Source organism: Bacillus sp. 2205SS5-2, from assembly GCF_037024155.1.
Classification (GTDB): domain Bacteria; phylum Bacillota; class Bacilli; order Bacillales; family Bacillaceae_K; genus Bacillus_CI.
Map to the genome: position 1 here is coordinate 1 of NZ_JAYKTS010000048.1, position 21083 is coordinate 21083.

The 21083-nt window shown below is 38.0% G+C and carries 20 protein-coding genes; 18 read left to right on the forward strand and 2 right to left on the reverse strand.

What is annotated here, in order from left to right; all coding sequences use genetic code 11:
* The 3 genes from U8D43_RS19710 to U8D43_RS19720 all read left to right on the forward strand — a co-directional run.
* The coding region (locus U8D43_RS19710; protein ID WP_335872876.1) for an IS4 family transposase at positions 1 to 763 on the forward strand (763 nt) is incomplete at its 5' end.
* Positions 764 to 1102: 339 nt separating this feature from the next.
* Complete coding sequence (locus U8D43_RS19715) at positions 1103 to 1573, forward strand: GNAT family N-acetyltransferase (RefSeq protein WP_335872877.1); 471 nt, start codon at positions 1103 to 1105, stop codon at positions 1571 to 1573.
* Positions 1574 to 1884: 311 nt separating this feature from the next.
* Positions 1885 to 2433 (forward strand): histidine phosphatase family protein, encoded by a 549-nt coding sequence (locus U8D43_RS19720; RefSeq protein ID WP_335872878.1) that lies wholly within the window; start codon positions 1885 to 1887, stop codon positions 2431 to 2433.
* 242 nt (positions 2434 to 2675) lie between these two features.
* Here U8D43_RS19720 and U8D43_RS19725 read toward each other — a convergent pair whose 3' ends face one another.
* Entirely contained in the window at positions 2676 to 4451 is a 1776-nt protein-coding gene (locus tag U8D43_RS19725; RefSeq protein ID WP_335872879.1) for a dihydroorotate dehydrogenase, read from the reverse strand.
* Positions 4452 to 4736: 285 nt separating this feature from the next.
* On the opposite strand from U8D43_RS19725, the gene U8D43_RS19730 reads away from it, so the two are divergent.
* The 4 genes from U8D43_RS19730 (at position 4737) to U8D43_RS19745 (ending at position 7271) form a co-directional block, all read left to right on the forward strand.
* Positions 4737 to 5333: a cupin domain-containing protein gene (locus U8D43_RS19730; RefSeq protein WP_335872880.1), complete on the forward strand. Its 597-nt coding sequence runs from the start codon at positions 4737 to 4739 to the stop codon at positions 5331 to 5333.
* Between the two features lie 137 nt (positions 5334 to 5470).
* Positions 5471 to 5626 carry a hypothetical protein gene (locus U8D43_RS19735; protein ID WP_335872881.1) on the forward strand — a complete coding sequence of 52 codons (156 nt, stop codon included), beginning with the start codon at positions 5471 to 5473 and terminating at the stop codon, positions 5624 to 5626.
* Positions 5627 to 5644: 18 nt separating this feature from the next.
* Positions 5645 to 6277, forward strand: coding sequence for a CPBP family intramembrane glutamic endopeptidase (locus U8D43_RS19740; RefSeq protein WP_335872882.1), 633 nt, complete (start codon positions 5645 to 5647; stop codon positions 6275 to 6277).
* Positions 6278 to 6518: 241 nt separating this feature from the next.
* A complete protein-coding gene (locus U8D43_RS19745) occupies positions 6519 to 7271 on the forward strand; it encodes an AAA family ATPase (protein WP_335872883.1) in 753 nt (250 codons plus the stop codon).
* Positions 7272 to 7400: 129 nt separating this feature from the next.
* Here the strand turns inward: U8D43_RS19745 and rnhC are convergent, their stop codons facing one another.
* On the reverse strand, positions 7401 to 8324 hold the full coding sequence (gene rnhC, locus U8D43_RS19750) for a ribonuclease HIII (protein WP_335872884.1): 924 nt from the start codon (positions 8322 to 8324) through the stop codon (positions 7401 to 7403).
* 111 nt (positions 8325 to 8435) lie between these two features.
* Here rnhC and zapA point away from each other — a divergent pair, with 111 nt between their 5' ends.
* The 11 genes from zapA (at position 8436) to trxA (ending at position 20488) form a co-directional block, all read left to right on the forward strand.
* A complete protein-coding gene (gene zapA / locus U8D43_RS19755) occupies positions 8436 to 8696 on the forward strand; it encodes a cell division protein ZapA (protein WP_335872885.1) in 261 nt (86 codons plus the stop codon).
* Positions 8697 to 8703: 7 nt separating this feature from the next.
* On the forward strand, positions 8704 to 9249 hold the full coding sequence (locus U8D43_RS19760) for a CvpA family protein (RefSeq protein WP_335872886.1): 546 nt from the start codon (positions 8704 to 8706) through the stop codon (positions 9247 to 9249).
* A gap of 87 nt (positions 9250 to 9336) precedes the next feature.
* Positions 9337 to 11067, forward strand: a complete 1731-nt coding sequence (polX, locus tag U8D43_RS19765) for a DNA polymerase/3'-5' exonuclease PolX (protein WP_335872894.1) — start codon at positions 9337 to 9339, stop codon at positions 11065 to 11067.
* Between the two features lie 15 nt (positions 11068 to 11082).
* A complete protein-coding gene (locus U8D43_RS19770) occupies positions 11083 to 13440 on the forward strand; it encodes an endonuclease MutS2 (RefSeq protein ID WP_335872887.1) in 2358 nt (785 codons plus the stop codon).
* Positions 13441 to 13459: 19 nt separating this feature from the next.
* Positions 13460 to 13870 carry a DUF350 domain-containing protein gene (locus U8D43_RS19775; protein WP_335872888.1) on the forward strand — a complete coding sequence of 137 codons (411 nt, stop codon included), beginning with the start codon at positions 13460 to 13462 and terminating at the stop codon, positions 13868 to 13870.
* A gap of 963 nt (positions 13871 to 14833) precedes the next feature.
* The gene (locus tag U8D43_RS19780) at positions 14834 to 16534 is read left to right on the forward strand and encodes a long-chain-fatty-acid--CoA ligase (RefSeq protein ID WP_335872895.1); all 1701 of its coding nucleotides are present in this window, start codon (positions 14834 to 14836) and stop codon (positions 16532 to 16534) included.
* 139 nt (positions 16535 to 16673) lie between these two features.
* Entirely contained in the window at positions 16674 to 17261 is a 588-nt protein-coding gene (gene fadR, locus U8D43_RS19785) for a fatty acid metabolism transcriptional regulator FadR (protein WP_335872889.1), read from the forward strand.
* A gap of 23 nt (positions 17262 to 17284) precedes the next feature.
* Positions 17285 to 18058 carry an enoyl-CoA hydratase gene (locus U8D43_RS19790; RefSeq protein WP_335872890.1) on the forward strand — a complete coding sequence of 258 codons (774 nt, stop codon included), beginning with the start codon at positions 17285 to 17287 and terminating at the stop codon, positions 18056 to 18058.
* Positions 18059 to 18175: 117 nt separating this feature from the next.
* On the forward strand, positions 18176 to 18949 hold the full coding sequence (locus tag U8D43_RS19795; RefSeq protein ID WP_335872891.1) for an electron transfer flavoprotein subunit beta/FixA family protein: 774 nt from the start codon (positions 18176 to 18178) through the stop codon (positions 18947 to 18949).
* An 83-nt stretch (positions 18950 to 19032) separates the two neighbouring features.
* Positions 19033 to 20013, forward strand: coding sequence for an electron transfer flavoprotein subunit alpha/FixB family protein (locus U8D43_RS19800; RefSeq protein ID WP_335872892.1), 981 nt, complete (start codon positions 19033 to 19035; stop codon positions 20011 to 20013).
* Positions 20014 to 20173: 160 nt separating this feature from the next.
* Positions 20174 to 20488, forward strand: a complete 315-nt coding sequence (trxA, locus tag U8D43_RS19805; RefSeq protein WP_335872893.1) for a thioredoxin — start codon at positions 20174 to 20176, stop codon at positions 20486 to 20488.
* Positions 20489 to 21083: the final 595 nt, after the last annotated feature.

Sequence of the window (21083 nt, forward strand, 5' to 3'; positions counted from 1 at the left end):
GCCATTAAAAATTATCGACTCAAGCACATTGCCACTTAATTTAACCAATCATAGATGGGCAAAATTCCGTAAAACAAAGGCTGGTGTAAAGTTGCATCTACGCCTTGTGTTTATGGAAAAAGGGACTTCCTATCCTGAAAAAGCCATCATGACAACGGCAAAAGAACATGATCGTGGTCAACTCGAAATCATGGTAGATGACAGAGAATGCATGTATGTGTTTGACCGTGGATACCTAGATTACGAGCGTTTTGATCGCATGACAGATGAAGGATTTTTCTTCCTTTCTAGGTTAAGGAAAAACGCTGTTATACGGGATGTATATGATTTTAAACTAGTCGAGGATTCCGCTGTTTTGTCCGATCAAATGGTGTTGATAGGTACCACTCAAAACCGTGCTGAAAATTACTTTCGCCTAATAAAAGTGTTAGATACAAAAGGAAATATCCTTCACTTAATCACGAATCGTTTTGATTTGAGTGCTGAAGAAATTTCAGAGATGTATAAATCAAGATGGGCGATTGAACTATTTTTCAAATGGATCAAGCAACATCTCAGCATCAAAAAATTCTATGGTCAAAGTGAATGGGCTATTCAAAATCAAGTATTTATCGCATTGATTGTTTTTTGCCTACATGTACTCGTACAAATTGAAACTGGAAGTAAGCGAAAAACCTTACAGATTAGCCGTTATCTAAAGGCTGCATTCTGGAAATCAGCACATATTTGGATTAGGAAGATTGAAGGAAAAGCGATTCCTTAAAACCAAATTGTTGTCGTCACTTGAGTCTAATTGTAAATAATTAACAAATGAACGGAGCCACCTTTAGTTGGGTATTTCCTTTTTTGGCTCTAAACAGAAAAAATGATAAAACTGAAAATTCAAACATTATTTATGCAACACTAGTGATCTACAAAGAGTATAGAAAGAATCATATATAAACAAAAAGAATAAGTTTCTTCAAAATGCCTAATGTAAAAGTTCGATTTACATTAGGCATTTTTAGTGCTGTCTCAAAATTACTACATAACCAGAAATTAGGAAGCGTAGGAGGTCCACGGGTTATAAAATAAGGATAAGTATAGGAAGGGGCTGCAAATTATGATTTATAAACTTAGGAAGAGAACAAAAGAAGATGTTAATGAGTTCATTACTTGGACATTTAATGGCGTATATTCTTTTTATGACAATAATATTCAAGGGGAAAAAATAAATGCGTTCCTTGAAAGTGTAGATTCTGATAATTATTATTCAGTCATTAATGATCAAGGGAACTTAATTGGAAACTGTGAGTTCTTTAATGTTGGGGAATCTCCTGAAGAGGTTATAGCGGTAGGTGTGCAAATGAAACCTTCTCTGACAGGAAAAGGGAACGGTTTAAAGTTTATACAAAGAATAGCTGAACAAGGGAGAGAGCTTCTAGGATATGACCACTTAGAGCTGGCAGTTGTTGACTTTAATAAGCGGGCAATCAAAGTTTATGAAAAGGCAAGCTTTAATACAAAGGGAAACTTTCAAAACAATATAAGAGGAAAAGACTATAATTTCATCATAATGGAAAAGGATTGGTGAAATAATTCCTTATTTAAGTAAAGGGAGCGATTGTGAAATAACACAGGTAGAAAAATCAATATTTAACCCTCAGGAGAAGAAGCCATTTTAATCAATCTTTTTTCAAAATGGCTTCTTTTTGTTAGTGATAATATTAAGATTTGTGAAATGTGTTTGTTTAAACTTTATTCCAAACCAACAGTAAGGATTTTACTCCCGCGTTATCGCGTCTATTCATCAACGTCCTTACTCTCTTTTTTGAGTCCCTATATTCTCTTGAATTGTAGTATCATTAAACTATGTGAATATTCTATTATTTAGGAGAGGGATCAGTGAAAATCGGACTCGTAAGACATTTCAAAGTAAAAAGAGGGTATCCGGAAAAATCCGTTTCTACAGATGAATTAATGAAGTGGGTAGAAGACTATGATGCATCGGAAGTCGTAGAAAATGAAGTAGATCTTTGTGGAGTGGAATGGCAGCAATGTTATGCGAGCGATTTAACGAGAGCGGTGAAAACCGCAGAAAAAACGTATAGTGGTTCTGTTATTTATTTGGAGGAGCTTAGAGAAATCAGCATTGCCCCTCTCTTTCATTCGAAGTTCAAGTTTCCTTATTTTTTACATATGGGATTAATCCGAGGTGCCTGGTGGTTGAATCATCGTTCACAGCCTGAGAGCAAACAAGAAATTTTGGAACGAGTAAAAACAGTAGTCGATCAAGTAGTTAAAACAAACCAAGATACTCTTATTGTCGGCCATGGTGGCATCATGATTTTTATGAGGAAAGAATTAATCCGTCGTGGTTTTCGTGGTCCCTCTTATCGATCGCCTTTGAATGGATGGGTATATGTTTTTGAACGAGGTGGATTGATGAAGTAAGGTGGAGGTAATCAAGGAAATAATACTATTTTAGTAATGCTTTTATATGATGAACCTAACAGAACAATGAAAGGGGACTTCTCTTCAGTAGAAGTCCCCGAATTCTCTTTAAAACCGCTAGTGAAATGAACCGTTCTTATGAAAATGGTGTGTTAAGAGATATGGTTGAATTTGGTGAAATTTGGTAAAATGTTCGTTGGAGCGGTATGGTAGCGTCCAGCGGCTAAATTCAACAAAGATATTTAACGGAGCTTATGAAAAAAAGAAAAACTTAAAAGCAATCCTCCAACATAAAGTCCAATTGCAAAATAAGCAGGAAGTAAATGAACAAAGCTCGTGTAGCCAATGGCATAATGGATGTAGATTCCAGAAATAAAAGCCGGAAGCCCACCGACGAAAAATGTCCACCACACCCATTTGTTTCCTTGTTGAAAGCCCCAAAGAGCAAGCATTAATACAAGTAAACCGACGCTTAATAACGCACTTCCAAACCCAGCCCGGTCATGAGCCATGACAGGAATTAAGTCTTGGTTAAACTGTTGTAGTTGTTCGGGAGTCATACAAATATACAATAGATCAGTGGGAACAAACACAGAGGTAACACCAAAGGTCGAAATAACAACACCACCGACCACAAAGGAAAATCCTAACAGGACAAGCAAGAATTGACCAAATAAAGAGCGATACCATGATGAATCATTTTTTCGGTTCGAAGAGGAAGGTGTCCCGCATATTCCTCTTGTTTGAAAGAATCCATAAAGAAAAAAAGGCAATAAAATGAGCCAAAACAATAGGTGTAGCCAATCAAAATATCCGAAACCAATAAAGGAGAATATTCCTAAAAAGCCAATGATAGCAGCAACATCTGTCGCTTGTTTGGCCCATCTTAATTTCTGCCGTATGCCATAATAGGCAAGTGTCATATACACAATCCCACCTGAAATCATCGTTCCGGCAAGCGTCATTCGATCATGGGCCATGAAGAGCATAATACGATCGTTGAATTGCCAAATGACTTCCTTCTTCATATTTAAAAATGCTTCATCATAAGGAAGAATAATCGATGTGAGACTAAAAAGGAGAGCGAGTAAGCCTCCAAGGAAAATAAACAACCCAAATATCCAATAAGAGAACCAACCCTTTTGAGGAGAAGACTCTACTAGAACACTTGAAACTAGAGCTTCATTAACCCGTTTCGTTAGTCCAGGTCCAGAAAAAACGTATCCATCAGATAGCATTACAGCATCCACACCGGCATTCAATAGCTGTAACGCATTCTCCGGTTCTACTATTCCTCCAGATGTAATAATACTTTGCTGAAAGCCCCTTTTTCTCCAATTTTCAACGTTTTTCAAAAGATCTTGAAATGTCCCAGCTCCAGAATTAATGACGATTCCGGCACATGAATTCAGCAATTCAAAATCGGTTTTAGCAAGATGATCAAGCGATATTCCGATAAAAAGGGGTTTGGTCGGACTGGAAATAAAGTTAGTCTCGAACGATTCGATAATATACCCGTCCGCATACGGTTCTAGTTGTAGAATCATCTCATTTATTTCAGAAGGACGTCCCGATAGTCTCAAAAGTAATGGCTGCTTTTTTCTTAACTTTTTCAGCTTCTCAATCGTGGCCAATAGTCCAATAGAAGGAGAGCTATCAGGAAAAATAATTTGTTGTTTTTTTCGATCAACAATGGGCTGCTTTTCAGTTTTTGTCGGTGCTATGGTAAGAGGCCCAATTTCTAGAAATCCGAAACCTAAATTGGAAAATGCTTTCGTCCCAGACTGCAAGGGGTCGATTTTTCCTGAAAGACCGACAGGATTTTTTAGCTCAATCCCATTTAATGAGCGCTTTAAATACGGAGAACTCTCTTCACGGCCGAGAAAATTTATGATATGAGGACCAAGTGGTAAGGAAGCAATCGTATTCATTCCACGGTGAATGAATTCTCGTGAAGTAGAGGGTGAGAGTTTCGTTAAGATAGGTTGAAAAATTACATGATAAGACCAATCAGGCATAAGCTATTCCTCTCGTTCTTTGTTAAGTACTAGTAGTTTATCATGAAAAAAGAGACATTGTCATAGATTATAAAGGTATTTTTAAATCAGTACTGAAAGTCACCATAGGTGAAGGGGGGAGGTTACGGTGAGAGAAAAGCATGTTTTCGGTCCCCTATTTAGTGTCTTTATTCCTCCAAGGAAGGGTGAAATTTTAAGAAAATACCTCATCATGGACAAGCACCCAATCTATTTTAATTCCATCACATAAACTAGTAGTTAGTAAGGGTAAAGGAGGGAAATAAAATGACAAATCCGACATCAGGATATATTACAGATAATCGAAATCTTACTGGCAAGGGGACTCCAAATTTATTTTATGATATCGAAAACAGTGTATTATTTGAGAGAAATCCAGAAAATATTGCTTTTCAACTGACATCAACTCAAATGCCAGCTATGATTGGTGGGGCGATAGCCGAGCTTAGATTATCAAAGGGTTTTATTCGTGAACCACATTGGCACACGAATGCATGGGAGTTAGATTATTTAATTTCTGGATCAGCTACTGTTGGGATTTTAGATCCGAACACAAATAAAGTTCAAACGTTAAACTTAAAGAAACGAGGAGAGACGGTCTTTATTCCGATGGGATATTGGCACTGGATTTCGGCCGATTCAGATGACACGGAGCTCTTGTTATTTTTTAATAATGATCAATTTCAAACCCAGGAAGGATCGACGATGTTAACGAGAACTCCGCTTGAAGTTTATGAACAAGCCTATAATATTGATCCAAGAGATATGGCAAGGGCACTAAAACCAATTGAAGGGACTGATGGGGTCGTAATTGGACCACCAGATCCACCTAAACCACCTCATAAAGAAAATAGAAAATACTAATTACCATGAGAGTCAATGAACAAGAGGAAATCATTCCTCATGCTGGTTGACTCATATTTATTCGAACAGAAAACAACTCAAAAGGAAACATAGAAGTGTTATAATTTAACAATAGATTATTTTAAAGAGATGATTGGATGATATTACATTCGGAGAGATTAGGACTAGGGAATCCTCTTGTCTTTTTTCATACTGGTCTACAAACAGGGCTAAGTGATTTTATCGATCAAAGAGAGCCGTTAGATGTACAATTAGAGTTTGGGCTACATGCGATTGAATGTGATAGTCCTTAACAGGAAGAGAGGGAGAGCATGTACTATTTTTTGTATCTGTTTGGTCCTACGATCATGATAGGAATCGGTCTTCAGCTTTTCGAGTCTGTAGGGTTAACGATTTTCTTGTTTTATGGCTGGTTATTTTTAATGTTGCTTATAAATAGGAAGAGTTTAAAGGTCAATCAGCCAAACTGGAAGAATTCTGCTCTAGTTGGCTTTGGTATCGGTGTGGTATTTTTCCTCAGTCTATTTATGGGGATAAAATGGCTACATCCTTTCCTCTTTAACGTAGAGGAACTACGTGCTATTCTTCGACAATGGGGTTTCACTGGAAATGAGAGGCTAGTGTACATAGGGATTCTTCTTGTCATTAATCCGGTTTTGGAAGAAGTTTATTGGCGGGCCTCCTTACACCAAAAATTCCGGAAAAACCTAGGAACTCATCAAACAATCTATACTACATCTTTCTTTTACACGCTCTATCATATTCTAGTTGTTCTGCCTTTATTTCAATGGCCTTTAAGTATTTTTGCGGTAATACCAGTGTTTTTTGCAGGAGTAGTTTGGGGGTATTTAAGTGAAAATTCTAACTCGATCATCGGACCAATTATCAGTCATTTTCTAGCAGACGTAGGAATTATGAGTGTGTATTGGTTTATTCTTCGGTAATGGATTTTTTCTGAAAAAAGGAATATTTAGGCATGTCTAAATTGCTTAACATATCCTAAATAAATTAGTCTTAAACCAATATTGCTTTTCAATGTAATGATTGGTGGAACCTTCCAATTTCCTGCGAATTCCGATCGAAAATATGCCTCGAAATCGGTTTATAAACGGATCATATACTGCTCCAAAAAAGCAATATTCATTGCAGAAAACAGTCTTGATAAATGAACTAGAGGTGTTAAAAATGAAATTATCAACGAATACCCAATATGTACGATCGCTGAAATTAAAGAAAGAGAGTATCACTTCGTACCAGAAGTTCCCGCTGAATCTCCCTGTGATTTCTACCTTAAAAGAAATCGTATTTCATCCGAATGTAACCTTTGTTGTAGGAGAGAATGGAATGGGGAAATCAACGCTATTGGAAGGAATTGCAGTATCGCTTGGGTTTAATCCAGAAGGTGGTTCTCGAAATTTTAATTTCTCTAGCTTTGATTCTCATTCCAATCTCGATCAATATCTTCGCGTTGCAAAGGGAGCATATCTGCCGAAGGATAGCTACTTTTTCCGGGCGGAATCTTTCTATAATGTCGCTACGAATATTGAAGAACTAGACAAAGAGGGTGGTGGTCCTCGAATCATTGATTCCTATGGAGGGAAATCTCTTCATGAGCAGTCACACGGGGAATCTTTTTTTGCGGCATTTATGAATCGCTTCCAAGGAGGAGGTTTGTATATTTTAGATGAACCTGAAGCGGCCTTGTCACCTTTGAGACAAATGAGTCTATTGGCAAGGATTCATGAACTCGTTGAGGAAGGTTCACAGCTGATTATCTCAACACATTCTCCGGTCATTATGGCCTATCCAGAAGCGAAAATTCTGCAAATCACTGAGGTTGGAATGAAGGAGGTAACACTAGAGGAAACGAATCACTATTCATTAATGCAACAATTCTTTCAAGACCGAGAACGCTTACTTCATCACTTATTTCAATAGGCTTTTTCATGTGTATTGTGTTCCTAGAACTGCTTCCTACCTTGGATAGACACAAATTAATTTTTAGTTTGTCTGTTTTCCTTCATTAATAATTCCCTCCCTTGCAGTAAGCAAGAGAGGGGATACAAGTTATACTAATTTCTTCGCTTTTCCAGTATTGGCAAAATGGACCTTTGTAAACTCCCACAATGCTTGTTCTCCCTTTGAACGAATCAAGCGAGCCCCAGCCTTGTCAACTGCTGCTCCCGCTCCTTTTGGAATTGTAAATCCCGCTTTTTCTGAAAGCTTATCCCATTCCTTTAAAAAGGCATAGCGAGCAAGAATAGATGCCGCAGCAACCGCTAAATGCACGCTCTCACCTTTTGTACTAAAGTATACATTTTCTTTGCAAACATCTTTTTGTCCTTGAAGATGCCGGTAATACACATTTTTTTCGGCAAACTGATCGATAAGAATCGCTTCAGGTTTTTCAGGATTCATCTTTTTGAGCAAATTGAGTAATGCTTTATTATGAAGAACAGCCTTCATCTTTCCTTGTGTCATGCCATTTTTTTGGAGTTCATTGTACTTTGGATTCGGTAAGATTAGTAATGAGTACGGGATGACATGCAATAAATCTTGAGCAATTTTGATGATTTGGGGATCTTTTAAATTCTTTGAATCTTGTACACCAAGTTCTTTAACAAGCGGCATGTTTTGAGTCGATACATAAGCACTCACGACGGTCATCGGCCCAAAATAGTCCCCAGTGCCGACTTCATCCGAACCCATGACAGAAAGGGAGGAGAAGTTAAGCGGTAGTTTTGTCGACCCTTTCGGAGAAGAAGTGCTCTTTTTAGCGGAAGGGAGAGAATTTCCCCATTTTCTGGCCTCTTCTTCATGACTCCCTCCTTGAAAGAGAACTTTCCCTGAGGAGTAGGCGGTTATTGTGCACCCATGCACCTTTGCCATGAATACAGTGCTCTGAGGCTGTTTTAGTGATAGGTGGGATTGATAGGCTTTTTTCATCTGATTTATTGTGGTTGAATCGCATTTTATGACAGTATTACTCAATATAATCACTCCTTTTGGATGTTGCGACTTAAATAGACAAAATTCTTTTCCAAAATCCTTATATTCATGGTATCATATTGTTTAGGATTCTGAAGAATGGAGGCTATAAAGTTGTCGGAACAGCAGAAAAATCGCACAACAGTAGATATTTATGGAACACAGTATGTCATTATAGGCACTGAATCTACCAGCCATGTTCGTTCAGTCGCTACCTTTGTGGATGATAAGATGAGGGGAATTAGCTCTAAGAATCCTGCATTAGACATCAATAAATTAGCAGTCCTCACTGCTGTGAATGCTGTACATGATTATCTTAAATTAAAAGAGAAGATAGAGCAATTAGAGAACGAAGTAAAAAAAATAAAGGACTGAAGAAGTCATGTTAGATTTAATTTTACTTATCATTTTTGTGATCTCGTTTTTTATTGGATTACGTCGCGGATTCATTTTACAACTTATACATATGACAGGATTCATCATTGCGTTTGTAGTGGCATATTTATACCACGATGAATTGGCACCAAAATTGACATTATGGATTCCCTATCCAGCACTCAATGAGGAATCGACGTTAAGTATGATTTTTGATGCAACAAATATGGATCAAGCGTATTATCGAGCCATAGCCTTTGCCATTATATTTTTTGTCGTCAAGATTATTACGCAAATTATCGGATCAATGCTCGACTTTTTAGCGCAATTTCCACTTCTTAAACAATTCAATTCCGGAGCTGGGGCAGTGTTAGGCTTCATTGAAATGTATCTGATCGTTTTTATCCTTCTTTATATTGCGGCTCTTTTACCAGTAGGGTTCGTTCAGACGGCCATTAGTGACTCGGTAATGGCTGAAAACATGATCAAACATACGCCGATACTTTCAGACCAACTAAAGGAATGGTGGTTTGAATACGTTTTAGCCTCTTAACTTCTCTATGTATAGAGAAGTTTTTCTTTTATTACCCCTTTCTGATAATATAAAGGTAAGAAACAAAGCCCAACGATAGGAGTGAAAATCGTGAGCATGAATAAGAAAAAAATTATTGAACTATTAGAGAAAATCGGTATTTATATGGAGTTGAAAGGGGAAAACCCCTTCAAAATATCAGCATTCAGAAAAGCGGCAACTGCTCTTGAAAATGATGATCGTTCACTAAGTGAAATGGATGATCTAACGAAAATAAGTGGAATTGGAAAAGGAACCGCAACGGTTATCATGGAATACATAACAGATGGAACATCATCCGTACTGGAAGAATTGAAACAAGAGGTTCCTAAAGGGTTGATACCATTGCTTCAACTTCAAGGTTTAGGTGGAAAGAAAATTGCGAAATTGTATCAAGAGCTTGGAGTAAAAAGCATAGATGATCTGAAGCAAGCATGTGAAGAAGGCAAAGTTCAAACGCTCTCAGGTTTTGGAAAAAAAACAGAAGAAAAGATTCTAGCTGCCATCGAAAAATCTGGCACTCGCCCAGGTCGCCTACCGATAGCTTATGTCTTATCTATAGCAGGAAAAATGGAACAAAAACTAAGTGAGTTGGACAGCATTGAAACATTCTCTCGGGCAGGGAGCTTACGAAGGCTCCGAGAAACAATTAAGGATTTAGATTATATTATTTCCACAAATGATCCTCAAAAGGTCAAAAAATCACTATTAAAATTAGATGGAATAAAAGAGTCGATCGCTTCAGGTGATACGAAAATATCACTAGTGTTTGACTATGAATATGAAGTTTCGGTCGATTTTCGCTTAGTGGCACCACATGAATTTGCGACGGCACTCCATCATTTTACAGGATCGAAGGATCATAATGTTCGTATGAGACAACTGGCGAAAGAACGTGGTGAGAAGATCAGTGAATACGGTGTTGAAAATACAGAGACAGGTGAAGTAACAACTTTTATGAGCGAAGAAGCATTTTTTGCTCACTTTGATCTCCCTTTCATTCCACCTGAATTAAGAGAAGATGGTAAAGAAATTGAACAAATTTCAAAGTGGGAAGGATTAATTCACTCTAAGGATATTAAAGGGGATCTACATATGCACTCCACTTGGTCAGATGGAGCATATTCCATTGTTGAGATGGTCGAGGAATGCCGTAGACTAGGTTATCAGTATATGGCGATTACCGATCATTCTCAGTATTTGAAGGTAGCGAACGGCCTAACGCCTGAGCGACTTCGTAAGCAAATTGATGAAATTAGAAGGCTCAATGAACAGTATGAGGATATTTTGATTCTTTCCGGAATTGAAATGGATATCCTTCCTGATGGGTCGCTAGATTATGAGGACGATCTATTAGAAGAATTGGATCTCGTGATTGCATCAATCCATTCGAGCTTTTCTCAGCCAAGAGAAACGATTATGAACAGATTAATCACCGCACTCGATAATGCCCATGTGGATATTATCGCTCATCCGACCGGTCGCTTGATTGGCAGGCGTGAAGGGTATGATGTTGATATGGATATGCTGATTGAACTAGCGACAAAAACAAATACCGCATTGGAACTTAATGCGAACCCTAATCGATTGGACTTATCTTCTGAAAATATTAAAAAAGCACAAGAGGCAGGCGTAAAGCTGGTCATTAACACAGATGCCCATAGCACAGAGCATTTTGCTTTTATGGAATTAGGTATCCAAACAGCTAGAAAAGGCTGGATTTTAGCGGAGAATGTACTGAACACAAGGGAACCAGAGGAACTAGTCGCTTTTTTAAATAGGCATAAAGAAGGTAAGTAGGAGGAAGTGAGTTACATGAATAAAAAAGTATTAAAAACATTAGAATTTGATAAAGTGAAGGAGCAATTATTGTCCTTTGCCTCATCCTCTCTTGGTCAGGAAAAGGTAGAAAATTTATATCCTTCTTCTTCATTACAAGAGGTACAAAAATGGCAAGCAGAAACAGATGAAGCCGCAACAGTACTTCGGTTAAGGGGGAATATTCCGTTAGGAGGAATATTTAATATTCGTCCCCACGTGAAAAGAGCTGAGATCGGTGGGGTCTTAAGTCCACAAGAGCTCGTCGAAACAGCTAGCACCATCTATGCAAGCCGAATGCTTCGTCTATTTGTTGAAAAGCTAATAGAAGAAAGGGAGAATCTGCCGATTCTACAAGAAAAAATTGATGAAATGTCAATTTTAACTCCTCTAGAGAAGGAAATTAAAGAAGCGATTGATGAAAATGGCTCGGTGTTGGATAGTGCCAGTTCTAACTTAAGAAGTATCCGAACCCAGTTGAGAATCAATGAGAGTCGCGTTCGTGAAAAGCTAGAAGGAATGGTCCGTTCCAAAAACGCACAAACGATGCTTTCAGACGCGATAGTGACGATTCGAAATGATCGATTTGTTCTTCCGGTCAAACAAGAATACCGTAGTCACTATGGTGGGATTATTCATGACCAGTCTGCTTCAGGACAAACGCTATTTATCGAACCAGAGGCAATTGTGGTTTTAAACAATAGCTTGCGAGAATGGAAGCTAAAGGAACAGGAAGAAATCGAAAAAATTCTCCTTGAGCTATCAGGAAAAGTAAGTGAGCACGGTGCGGAACTCCTTGTTATAGTAGGGATACTTGCCCAAATAGACTTTATGTTCACAAAAGCAAAATATGGTAAAACAATTAAAGGAACAAAACCGAAAGTGAATGACGCAGGCTTCATTAAACTACATAAAGCAAGACATCCATTATTAGCAATGGAGGAAGCCGTTGCTAACGATATTTTCTTAGGGGGAGACTTCACGACTATTGTGATTACAGGGCCTAATACCGGGGGGAAAACGGTTACATTAAAAACGATTGGTTTATGTACCATACTTGCCCAGACTGGGCTTCAAGTTCCCGCATTAGATGGTTCAGAGCTCGCTGTTTTTTCTAACGTTTTCGCTGATATTGGCGATGAGCAGTCGATTGAACAAAGCTTATCAACTTTCTCTTCCCATATGGTGAATATTGTACAGATTTTAAAGGACGTTACTCACGATAGCCTTGTTCTCTATGACGAGCTTGGAGCAGGAACAGACCCTCAAGAAGGAGCGGCTCTTGCCATATCAATTCTCGATAGAACATACAGCAAGGGGGCGCGTGTAGTCGCAACCACACATTATCCGGAACTGAAAGCCTACGGGTATAATCGTGATGGAGTAGTCAATGCAAGTGTAGAATTTGATGTCGAAACGTTAAGTCCGACTTATCGCCTATTGATTGGTGTTCCTGGAAGAAGTAATGCTTTTGACATATCGAAACGCCTAGGGTTGCCAGATGACGTCATCTCTCATGCAAAAGAGCATGTTGGTACAGACAGCAAACAAGTGGAAAAGATGATTGCTTCTCTACAAGACTCCAAGCGTGCGGCAGAAAACGAAGAAAAAGAAGCAAGGGAATTGCTTATTCATGCTGAAGACCTTCATAAAGATTTGCAACTTAAGATAGCCCAGTTTAATGAAAAAGAAGAGGACTTAACGGTGAAAGCGAAACTAAAAGCCTCTAAAATTGTAGAAAGGGCGAAAGAAGAAGCAGAGCAAGTTCTTTACGAATTACGGAAGCTCCGTACACAAAAAGGAGCAGATGTAAAAGAACATGAGTTGATTTCAGCGAAAAAACGGTTAGAAGAAGCCACACCGATCATTGAGAAAAAAGCGAAACCCAAATCCACTACGCAAACAAAACGTACCCTAAAAGAAGGGGATGAAGTGAAAGTCCTTACTTTTAATCAAAAAGGTCATTTAACTAAAAAAATATCCGAGAATGAATGGCAAGTGCAGATGGGTATTATGAAAATGAAAGTGAAAGAATCAGATTTAGAATTCCTTAAAGCGGAAAAAATTGTGAAAACAAAGCCAATGGCAACAGTAAAAGGCAAGGATTTTCATGTGAATTTAGAACTAGACTTACGAGGAGAACGATTTGAGAATGCCATTCTTCGAGTAGAGAAATACATCGATGATGCCTTACTTGCAGGGTATCCACGGGTTTCAATCATTCATGGGAAGGGAACCGGGGCATTGCGTCAAGGGGTTGGAGAATATTTGAAAAACCATCGATCCGTAAAGCGTGTTCGTTTAGGTGAATCTGGAGAAGGCGGATCCGGAGTTTCCGTTGTAGAATTTAAATAAGTTTATAGGGAGTTTAGAGATGGTAGATTCTTTTTGGGAAAATGGGTTGGTGCAAACAGCAGGATATTTTTCCGTAGTTATTTTATGCTTAGTTCTTTTTTTAACGGTTTTTGAACTCGTAACTAAATATCAAAATTGGGAAGAAATTAAAAATGGGAATATTGCGGTTGCAATGGCGACAGGTGGGAAAATTTTTGGAATAGCTAACATTTTTTCCTACTCTATTAAGCAGCATGATACATTTTTTGAAATGGTTGGATGGGGATTTTATGGTTTCTTCCTCCTTATTGCTAGCTATTTTGTGTATGAGTTTTTAACACCGAGATTTAAAATTGATGAAGAAATCGCGAATGATAATCGAGCAGTAGGCTTTATTTCTCTCGTGATTTCCGTAGGATTGTCCTTTGTTATTGGGGCAGGAATTTCGTAAGGAGAGAGAGAGATGGAAACATTAGCAAAAATATTGATTGCGCTATGTGGCGTGTTTATAGCAGTAGGAATCCTTTATTTACTGTTTTTTTCATAGACTTTTTTTGTAAAGCTGATTTCACAAAGATTGATGCTTTTCGTACTAGTCCATAAATTATGTTAAGACAGGTTTCGGGGATCTTTTCGTATCCATAGTCAATTCGATAAATGAAAGAATGAGGAGTTCATTTTTTTCATAGGCTGCAGCCTACAAGCCTACCGAACAAGATACTTTTCCTCTTATGAGAGACGTAATGAAAGGCACTTTTCGTACAAATTGTTGCTATTTCACCTAATTTTAGATTCAATCCTTCATATTGTATTATAGTCATCAAAATAGACAAAAGATGCCGGGAGTAAACCTATCTAACCGTGTATAGACTGATTCGAAAAGCCACAATCCTTGCGAAAACAACCTAATAAAATGAATTACCGGAATAAATGAATAAATAAGAAGGCCAAATCACATGTGATTTGGTCTTTTTTACAGTAGAAATGAATAAATGTTCATTATTATAAAAGGAAGGCATCATAGGAAAAATTATTGCTTTTCGCATCAGACTGTTGCTATGAAAGAAGATTGATTTTTTGATCTTTTCGCATCAATTCAGATAAAATCCGCGATAATTCAAGTTGAATTAAGCTGTTTTAGAAATTCTGACCAAATCCCTATGGAAATGATTCCTTGAATCAAAGGTTTCAAACTGGTACAAAAATCCATAAACTTTTCGGAAACAGCCTTACGAAAAGAGGGAATATTTGAAAGTGAAATATTGTGAGTGAGGATAATATGCCTGAAAATCCTATAAAAAAAATAAATAGGAGTTTTTTCATAGGACAAACATAATTGTACAGAGTGTTAAGTTATACTATAATTAATAAAAGAATTAGAAATATTCAATTTTTTTATATTTGAAGGGAGGATATTAAAGTGGACAAAATATGGCTCAAGCATTATCCAAAAGAAATTCCGGAACAATTAGAATATCGCAACCAACCGGTGCAAGCATATTTATCTGATGCGGCTAAAACGTTTGGACAAAAAAAAGCAATCCACTTCATGGGCAAAGAATTAACATATGAAGAGGTGCATACTTCTGCTCTAAAATTTGCGAATTATTTACGAGGTTTAGGTGTTGGTAAAGGTGACCGGGTGGCGATTATGTTGCCAAATACACCGCAGTCAGTTATCAGCTATTACGGAATTTTATATGCAGGTGGAATTGTTGTGCAAACCAATCCACTCTATATGGAAAGAGAAATCGAGTATCAAATGCAGGATTCTGAAGCCAAAATCATTATTACGTTGGATATTTTGTATCCGAGAGTGGTCAAAGTAAAAAATGAGACGAATCTTGAACATATTATTGTAACCGCTATCAAGGATTATCTGCCATTTCCGAAAAATTTAGTTTATCCATTTATTCAAAAGAAACAGTATGGACTGTCCGTTAAAGTTGAGCATGGCGGTCAGGTACATTTATTTACAGAAATTATCAAAACGTCAGAACCGAAAGAATTGAACGTACCTTTTGACTTTGAAGAGGATTTAGCTATTTTGCAATACACTGGAGGTACAACTGGTTTTCCTAAAGGTGTGATGTTGTCTCATAAAAACCTTGTTTCTAATGCTTCAATGAGTGATGCTTGGTTATATAAATGTAAAAAAGGCGAAGAGAAAATACTAGGAATACTCCCATTCTTCCATGTGTTTGGAATGACAGCCGTTATGATACTATCAGTTATGCAAGGGTATAAAATGATCTTGCTTCCGAAATTCGATGCGGAGACAACACTCAAAACGATTCATAAGCAAAAACCAACTTTATTCCCAGGAGCTCCCACCATATATATTGGTCTATTAAATCATCCTGACCTTAAAAAATATGATTTATCTTCCGTTCATTCTTGTATTAGTGGTTCTGCCCCTTTACCTGTAGAAATTCAACAGCAGTTCGAGAAAGTGACAGGCGGAAAATTAGTTGAAGGATACGGATTAACAGAAACTTCACCGGTGACTCACGCTAACTTCTTATGGGATCGTCCTTATGTTAAAGGAAGTATTGGAGTGCCTTGGCCTGACACGGATGCAGCTATATTATCAATGGAGACCGGAGAACCAATGCCTCCAAATGAAATGGGCGAAATTGCGGTAAAAGGACCTCAAGTCATGAAAGGTTATTGGAATAAACCAGATGAAACGGAACAAACCCTTAAAGATGGATGGCTTCTTACAGGTGATCTAGGCTATGTGAATGAAGATGGCTACTTTTTTATCGTTGATCGAAAGAAGGATATGATTATTGCAGGTGGATTTAATATTTATCCTCGAGAAATAGAAGAAATTTTATATGAACATAAAGATGTACAGGAGGTTGTGGTCGCAGGTATACCAGATCCGTATCGCGGTGAAACAGTGAAAGCGTATATCGTGTTAAAAGAAAACAGTTCACTCAGTGAAAAAGAGTTAGATGAATTTATGAGGAAACACCTCGCAGCATATAAAGTACCTCGAATTTATGAGTTCAGAAAAGAATTGCCAAAAACGGCGGTTGGTAAAATCTTAAGGAGAGCATTAGTAGAAGAAGAACGACAAAAACAAGAGAATCAAAATAAAATAGGTTAGACTACTTTTCTTGATCTTTTTTTCGTGATAAGTTGGACAAGGATAGAATTCTAAACTTGACAATTACATGATAAGAAACTATTATGAAAATATGAATGATGATTCATTCATTATGCGCAACAAGGAAGGTGATAGCCTGTTGAAAAGGAATAAACCCAAATATAAACAGATTATTGACGCTGCCGTGATTGTGATTGCAGAAAATGGCTATCATCAAGCACAAGTTTCAAAAATCGCCAAACAGGCTGGAGTCGCTGACGGCACGATCTACCTTTACTTTAAAAATAAAGAAGACATTTTAATTTCTCTGTTTAGAGAAAAAATGGGTCTGTTTGTAGAAAAAACAAAAGAAGTTCTTGCAGGAAAACGTTCCGCTAAAGAGAAGTTATTAGTGATGATTGAAAATCACTTCAGGTTACTTTCTGATGATCATCATTTAGCGATTGTTACTCAGCTTGAATTACGTCAATCAAACAAGGATCTTCGTTTAAAAATTAATGGTGTTTTAAAGGAATATTTACAACTTGTAGACACTGTTTTAATTGAAGGAATCGAACATGAAGAGTTTTCCTTGGATTTAAATGTAAGAATGGCGAGGCAAATGATTTTTGGAACGATAGATGAATCGGTCACGACATGGGTAATGAATGAACAGAAATACGACCTTGTTGCCCTTGCACCAGCTGTTCATCACTTGATTGCAAATGGCTGTGGAGCAAAATCATAACTTCCTTCAAAGGAGAATGTGTAGTGGACTTTTTAAGCTTAAGAACAGAAAATCAGGTGGCGTACATAACAATTGGTCGACCACCTGCCAATGCCTTATCGAGTGGGCTAATTCAAGAAATATCACAAGTAATGGATGACGTAGAATTTGATGATAATGTTTCAGTGCTCCTTCTTCACGGAGAAGGTAGATTCTTTTCAGCTGGGGCAGATATTAAAGAGTTTACGACCGTAAAAAATGGAACAGCATTTGAAGCACTCGCTAAAAAAGGGCAACATGTTTTTGAACGAATGGAGAATTTTTCAAAGCCGATCGTAGCCGCGATTCACGGTGCAGCTCTTGGTGGAGGGTTAGAGCTTGCCATGGGATGTCATATTCGTTATGTAAGCCAAAATGCGAAGCTAGGACTGCCAGAACTATCTTTAGGACTGGTGCCAGGGTTTGCAGGTTCTCAGCGATTACCACGTCTCGTTGGTCGTTCAAAAGCAACAGAAATGCTGCTCACGAGTGAACCAATTAGTGGAGAAGAAGCTGTAAAATGGGGTCTTGCCAATGCTTCTTTCTCTGAAGAAGAGGTTTTTCAACAAGCAGAGGCACTATGTATGAAAATCGCGAAGAAAAGCTCGGTATCTATCAAGGCTGCACTTGAGTTACTATCATATACAAAGGAACCAAGTTTCTATGAAGGTGCGAATAGAGAAGCAGCATTATTCGGAGAAGTATTTATGTCGGAAGATGGAAAAGAAGGCATACAAGCTTTCATTGAAAAAAGAGCCCCTGAATTTAAAGGGAAATAAGTAAATGACAGTCGCAAAGCATTTTGCGGCTGCATTCCATCCAAAGATTATTTTTTTGTCATAAATTTTCTTAAAATTTCTAAAGGAATGAATGTTTGAATTTTAGGAGGGAACTTAATGAATATCTATGTATTGTTAAAAAGAACATTTGACACAGAGGAAAAAATCACTTTATCGGGTGGCGCTATTAATGAAGACGGAGCAGAATTCATCATTAACCCATACGACGAGTATGCGGTAGAAGAAGCAATTACACTTCGAGATGAACACGGCGGAGAAATAACAGTTGTTTCTGTTGGAAGCGATGAAGCAGAAAAGCAACTTCGTACAGCACTTGCGATGGGTGCAGATAAAGCAGTTCTTATTAATACAGAAGATGATGTAGAAAATGGAGATCAATTCACAACGGCCACAATTCTATCACACTATTTAAAAGATCAAGAAGTGGATCTTGTAATCGCAGGAAACGTGGCGATCGATGGAGGTTCTGGTCAAGTGGGACCTCGTGTTGCTGAACAACTAAACATCCCGTATGTGACGACCATAACAGAACTTAAGATAAGCGGGGAAACGGTCACTGTAACTCGTGACGTTGAGGGCGATTCAGAAGTGATTGAAACATCCTTACCTCTATTAGTAACAGCTCAGCAAGGGTTAAATGAACCTCGCTATCCATCTCTTCCTGGTATTATGAAGGCAAAAAAGAAACCATTAGAAGAACTCGAAATCGATGACTTAGATTTGGATGAAGACGATGTAGAAGCAAAAACAAAAACAATTGAAATCTTCCTTCCAATGAAAAAAGAAGCTGGTAAAGTTTTAGCAGGCGATATGAGTGATCAAGTAAAAGAACTCGTAAACCTCCTTCATACAGAAGCAAAAGTAGTATAACGTCATCATTGCAAAGATAAGCACATGGAATATCCCTAAAAATGATCAGAAGTTAGCATAATTCAATCAGGAGGTAGTTAATCATGGCGAGAAAAGTATTAGTATTGGGAGAAACTCGTGACGGCTCATTACGCAACGTTTCCTTTGAAGCAATTGCAGCAGCCAAAACTGTATCAGAGGGCGGAGATGTCGTCGCTGTTTTAATTGGTGAAACTGTAAGCGCTTTAGGAGAGGAATTAGTACAATACGGAGCAGACCGTGTTGTGGTGGTCGAGGACGCGAATTTAGCGCAATACACCTCTGATGGTTATTCACAAGCCTTTATGGCAGTGGTGGAACAAGAAAGTCCAGAAGGGATAGTATTTGGTCATACCGCACTAGGAAAAGATTTATCTCCGAAAATCGCGAGTAAATTAAGTGCGGGATTGATATCAGATGCGACTTCCTTAGAAGTAGCTGGCGGAAATCTTGTGTTTACGCGTCCAATCTATTCTGGTAAAGCGTTTGAAAAGAAAATCGTGACCGATGGAGTAGTTTTTGCAACGGTTCGTCCGAATAATATTGAGCCATTAGAAAAAGACGAATCACGGTCTGGAGAAGTGTCCTCTCTTTCAGTTGAAATAAAAGATTTGCGCACCATTATTAAAGAAGTGGTTCGTAAGGCAAGCGAAGGAGTTGACTTATCCGAGGCGAAGGTTGTTATTGCAGGCGGACGCGGGGTGAAGAGTGAAGATGGTTTCAATCCACTACAAGAGCTAGCAGATGTTCTTGGCGGGGCTGTAGGGGCTTCTCGTGGAGCGTGTGACGCAGACTACTGTGATTACTCCTTACAAATTGGGCAAACAGGTAAAGTGGTTACCCCTGATTTGTATATTGCCTGTGGAATTTCTGGTGCGATTCAGCATTTGGCAGGTATGTCCAACTCAAAGGTTATAGTAGCCATCAATAAGGATCCAGAAGCCAACATTTTTAATGTAGCCGATTATGGGATTGTGGGCGATTTGTTTGAAGTCGTACCAATGTTAACCGAAGAATTTAAAAAACTAAAAGTAGCAACTTCTTAAGAGATGTGGGAAGAAAAAGGCGGCTGTGCAAACAGCCGCCTTTCTAATGGAATAATTAGCAAAACTCAGGGTATATTAGCTACGAGCAAATTAATAGCATGATCAACAAAGGGATGGTATACTCTGACCATAGCTTAAAGACATTAGGAGGGAAACAATAATGGCAATTTCACATGTAACTGATCAAACTTTCTCAGCAGAAACAAACGATGGTTTAGTTTTAGCTGATTTCTGGGCACCTTGGTGTGGGCCTTGTAAAATGATCGCTCCAGTTTTAGAAGAATTAGATTCAGAAATGGGCGACTCTGTTAAAATCGTAAAAGTTGATGTAGATGATAATCAAGAAACAGCTGGAAAATTTGGAGTAATGAGCATCCCGACACTAGTTCTTATGAAAAACGGAGAAGTAGTTGATAAAGTAATTGGGTTCCAACCGAAGGAAGCATTAGCGGAGCTTGTTAAAAAGCACGCGTAATGGATAAAAAAAACCGAGCCTTGGCTCGGTTTTTTTTATTTTCAGTAAGATAATACATATCTATGAAATGGTTTTGTATGTATCTTCAGTCAATTTATGCAAGTCCTCCTATAGGTTCTACTCAGTAGAACCTTACTTGAGAAGGCTCTTTTGTATTCCTAGTGGCTAGTGCGTTCATTATAGGAATGAATCCTTTATTTTGGAAAGGCTTAAATTTTACAAACCCCGAAAATTATCTTATTTAATGGTTATATACAGCTGTAATAAGGAACATATTTTACAAAGGCTGTTTTCGCAAAGTTTGTTGCTTTTCGTATACATTAATAATCTATGATATAGCTTTGATTCGGGCATCATTTCGTCTGTTTTTGATGGAAATCAACAAGGAAATGGAGGTTTTAGTCAAAAATCAGATGAAATAGCCACAATGGATACGAAAAGAGCCTTTACAAAACCCCATGTCCTGTCAGACACCGCAATGAATGAAAATGGGGTCTAGCGGTTTAATGATGCATTAAACTGTTCATCCTGTTAATGCAGGTCTGAGGTCGCCTCTTTTTTGGTGGATAAAACCCCGTTTACGAAACCGATCTAG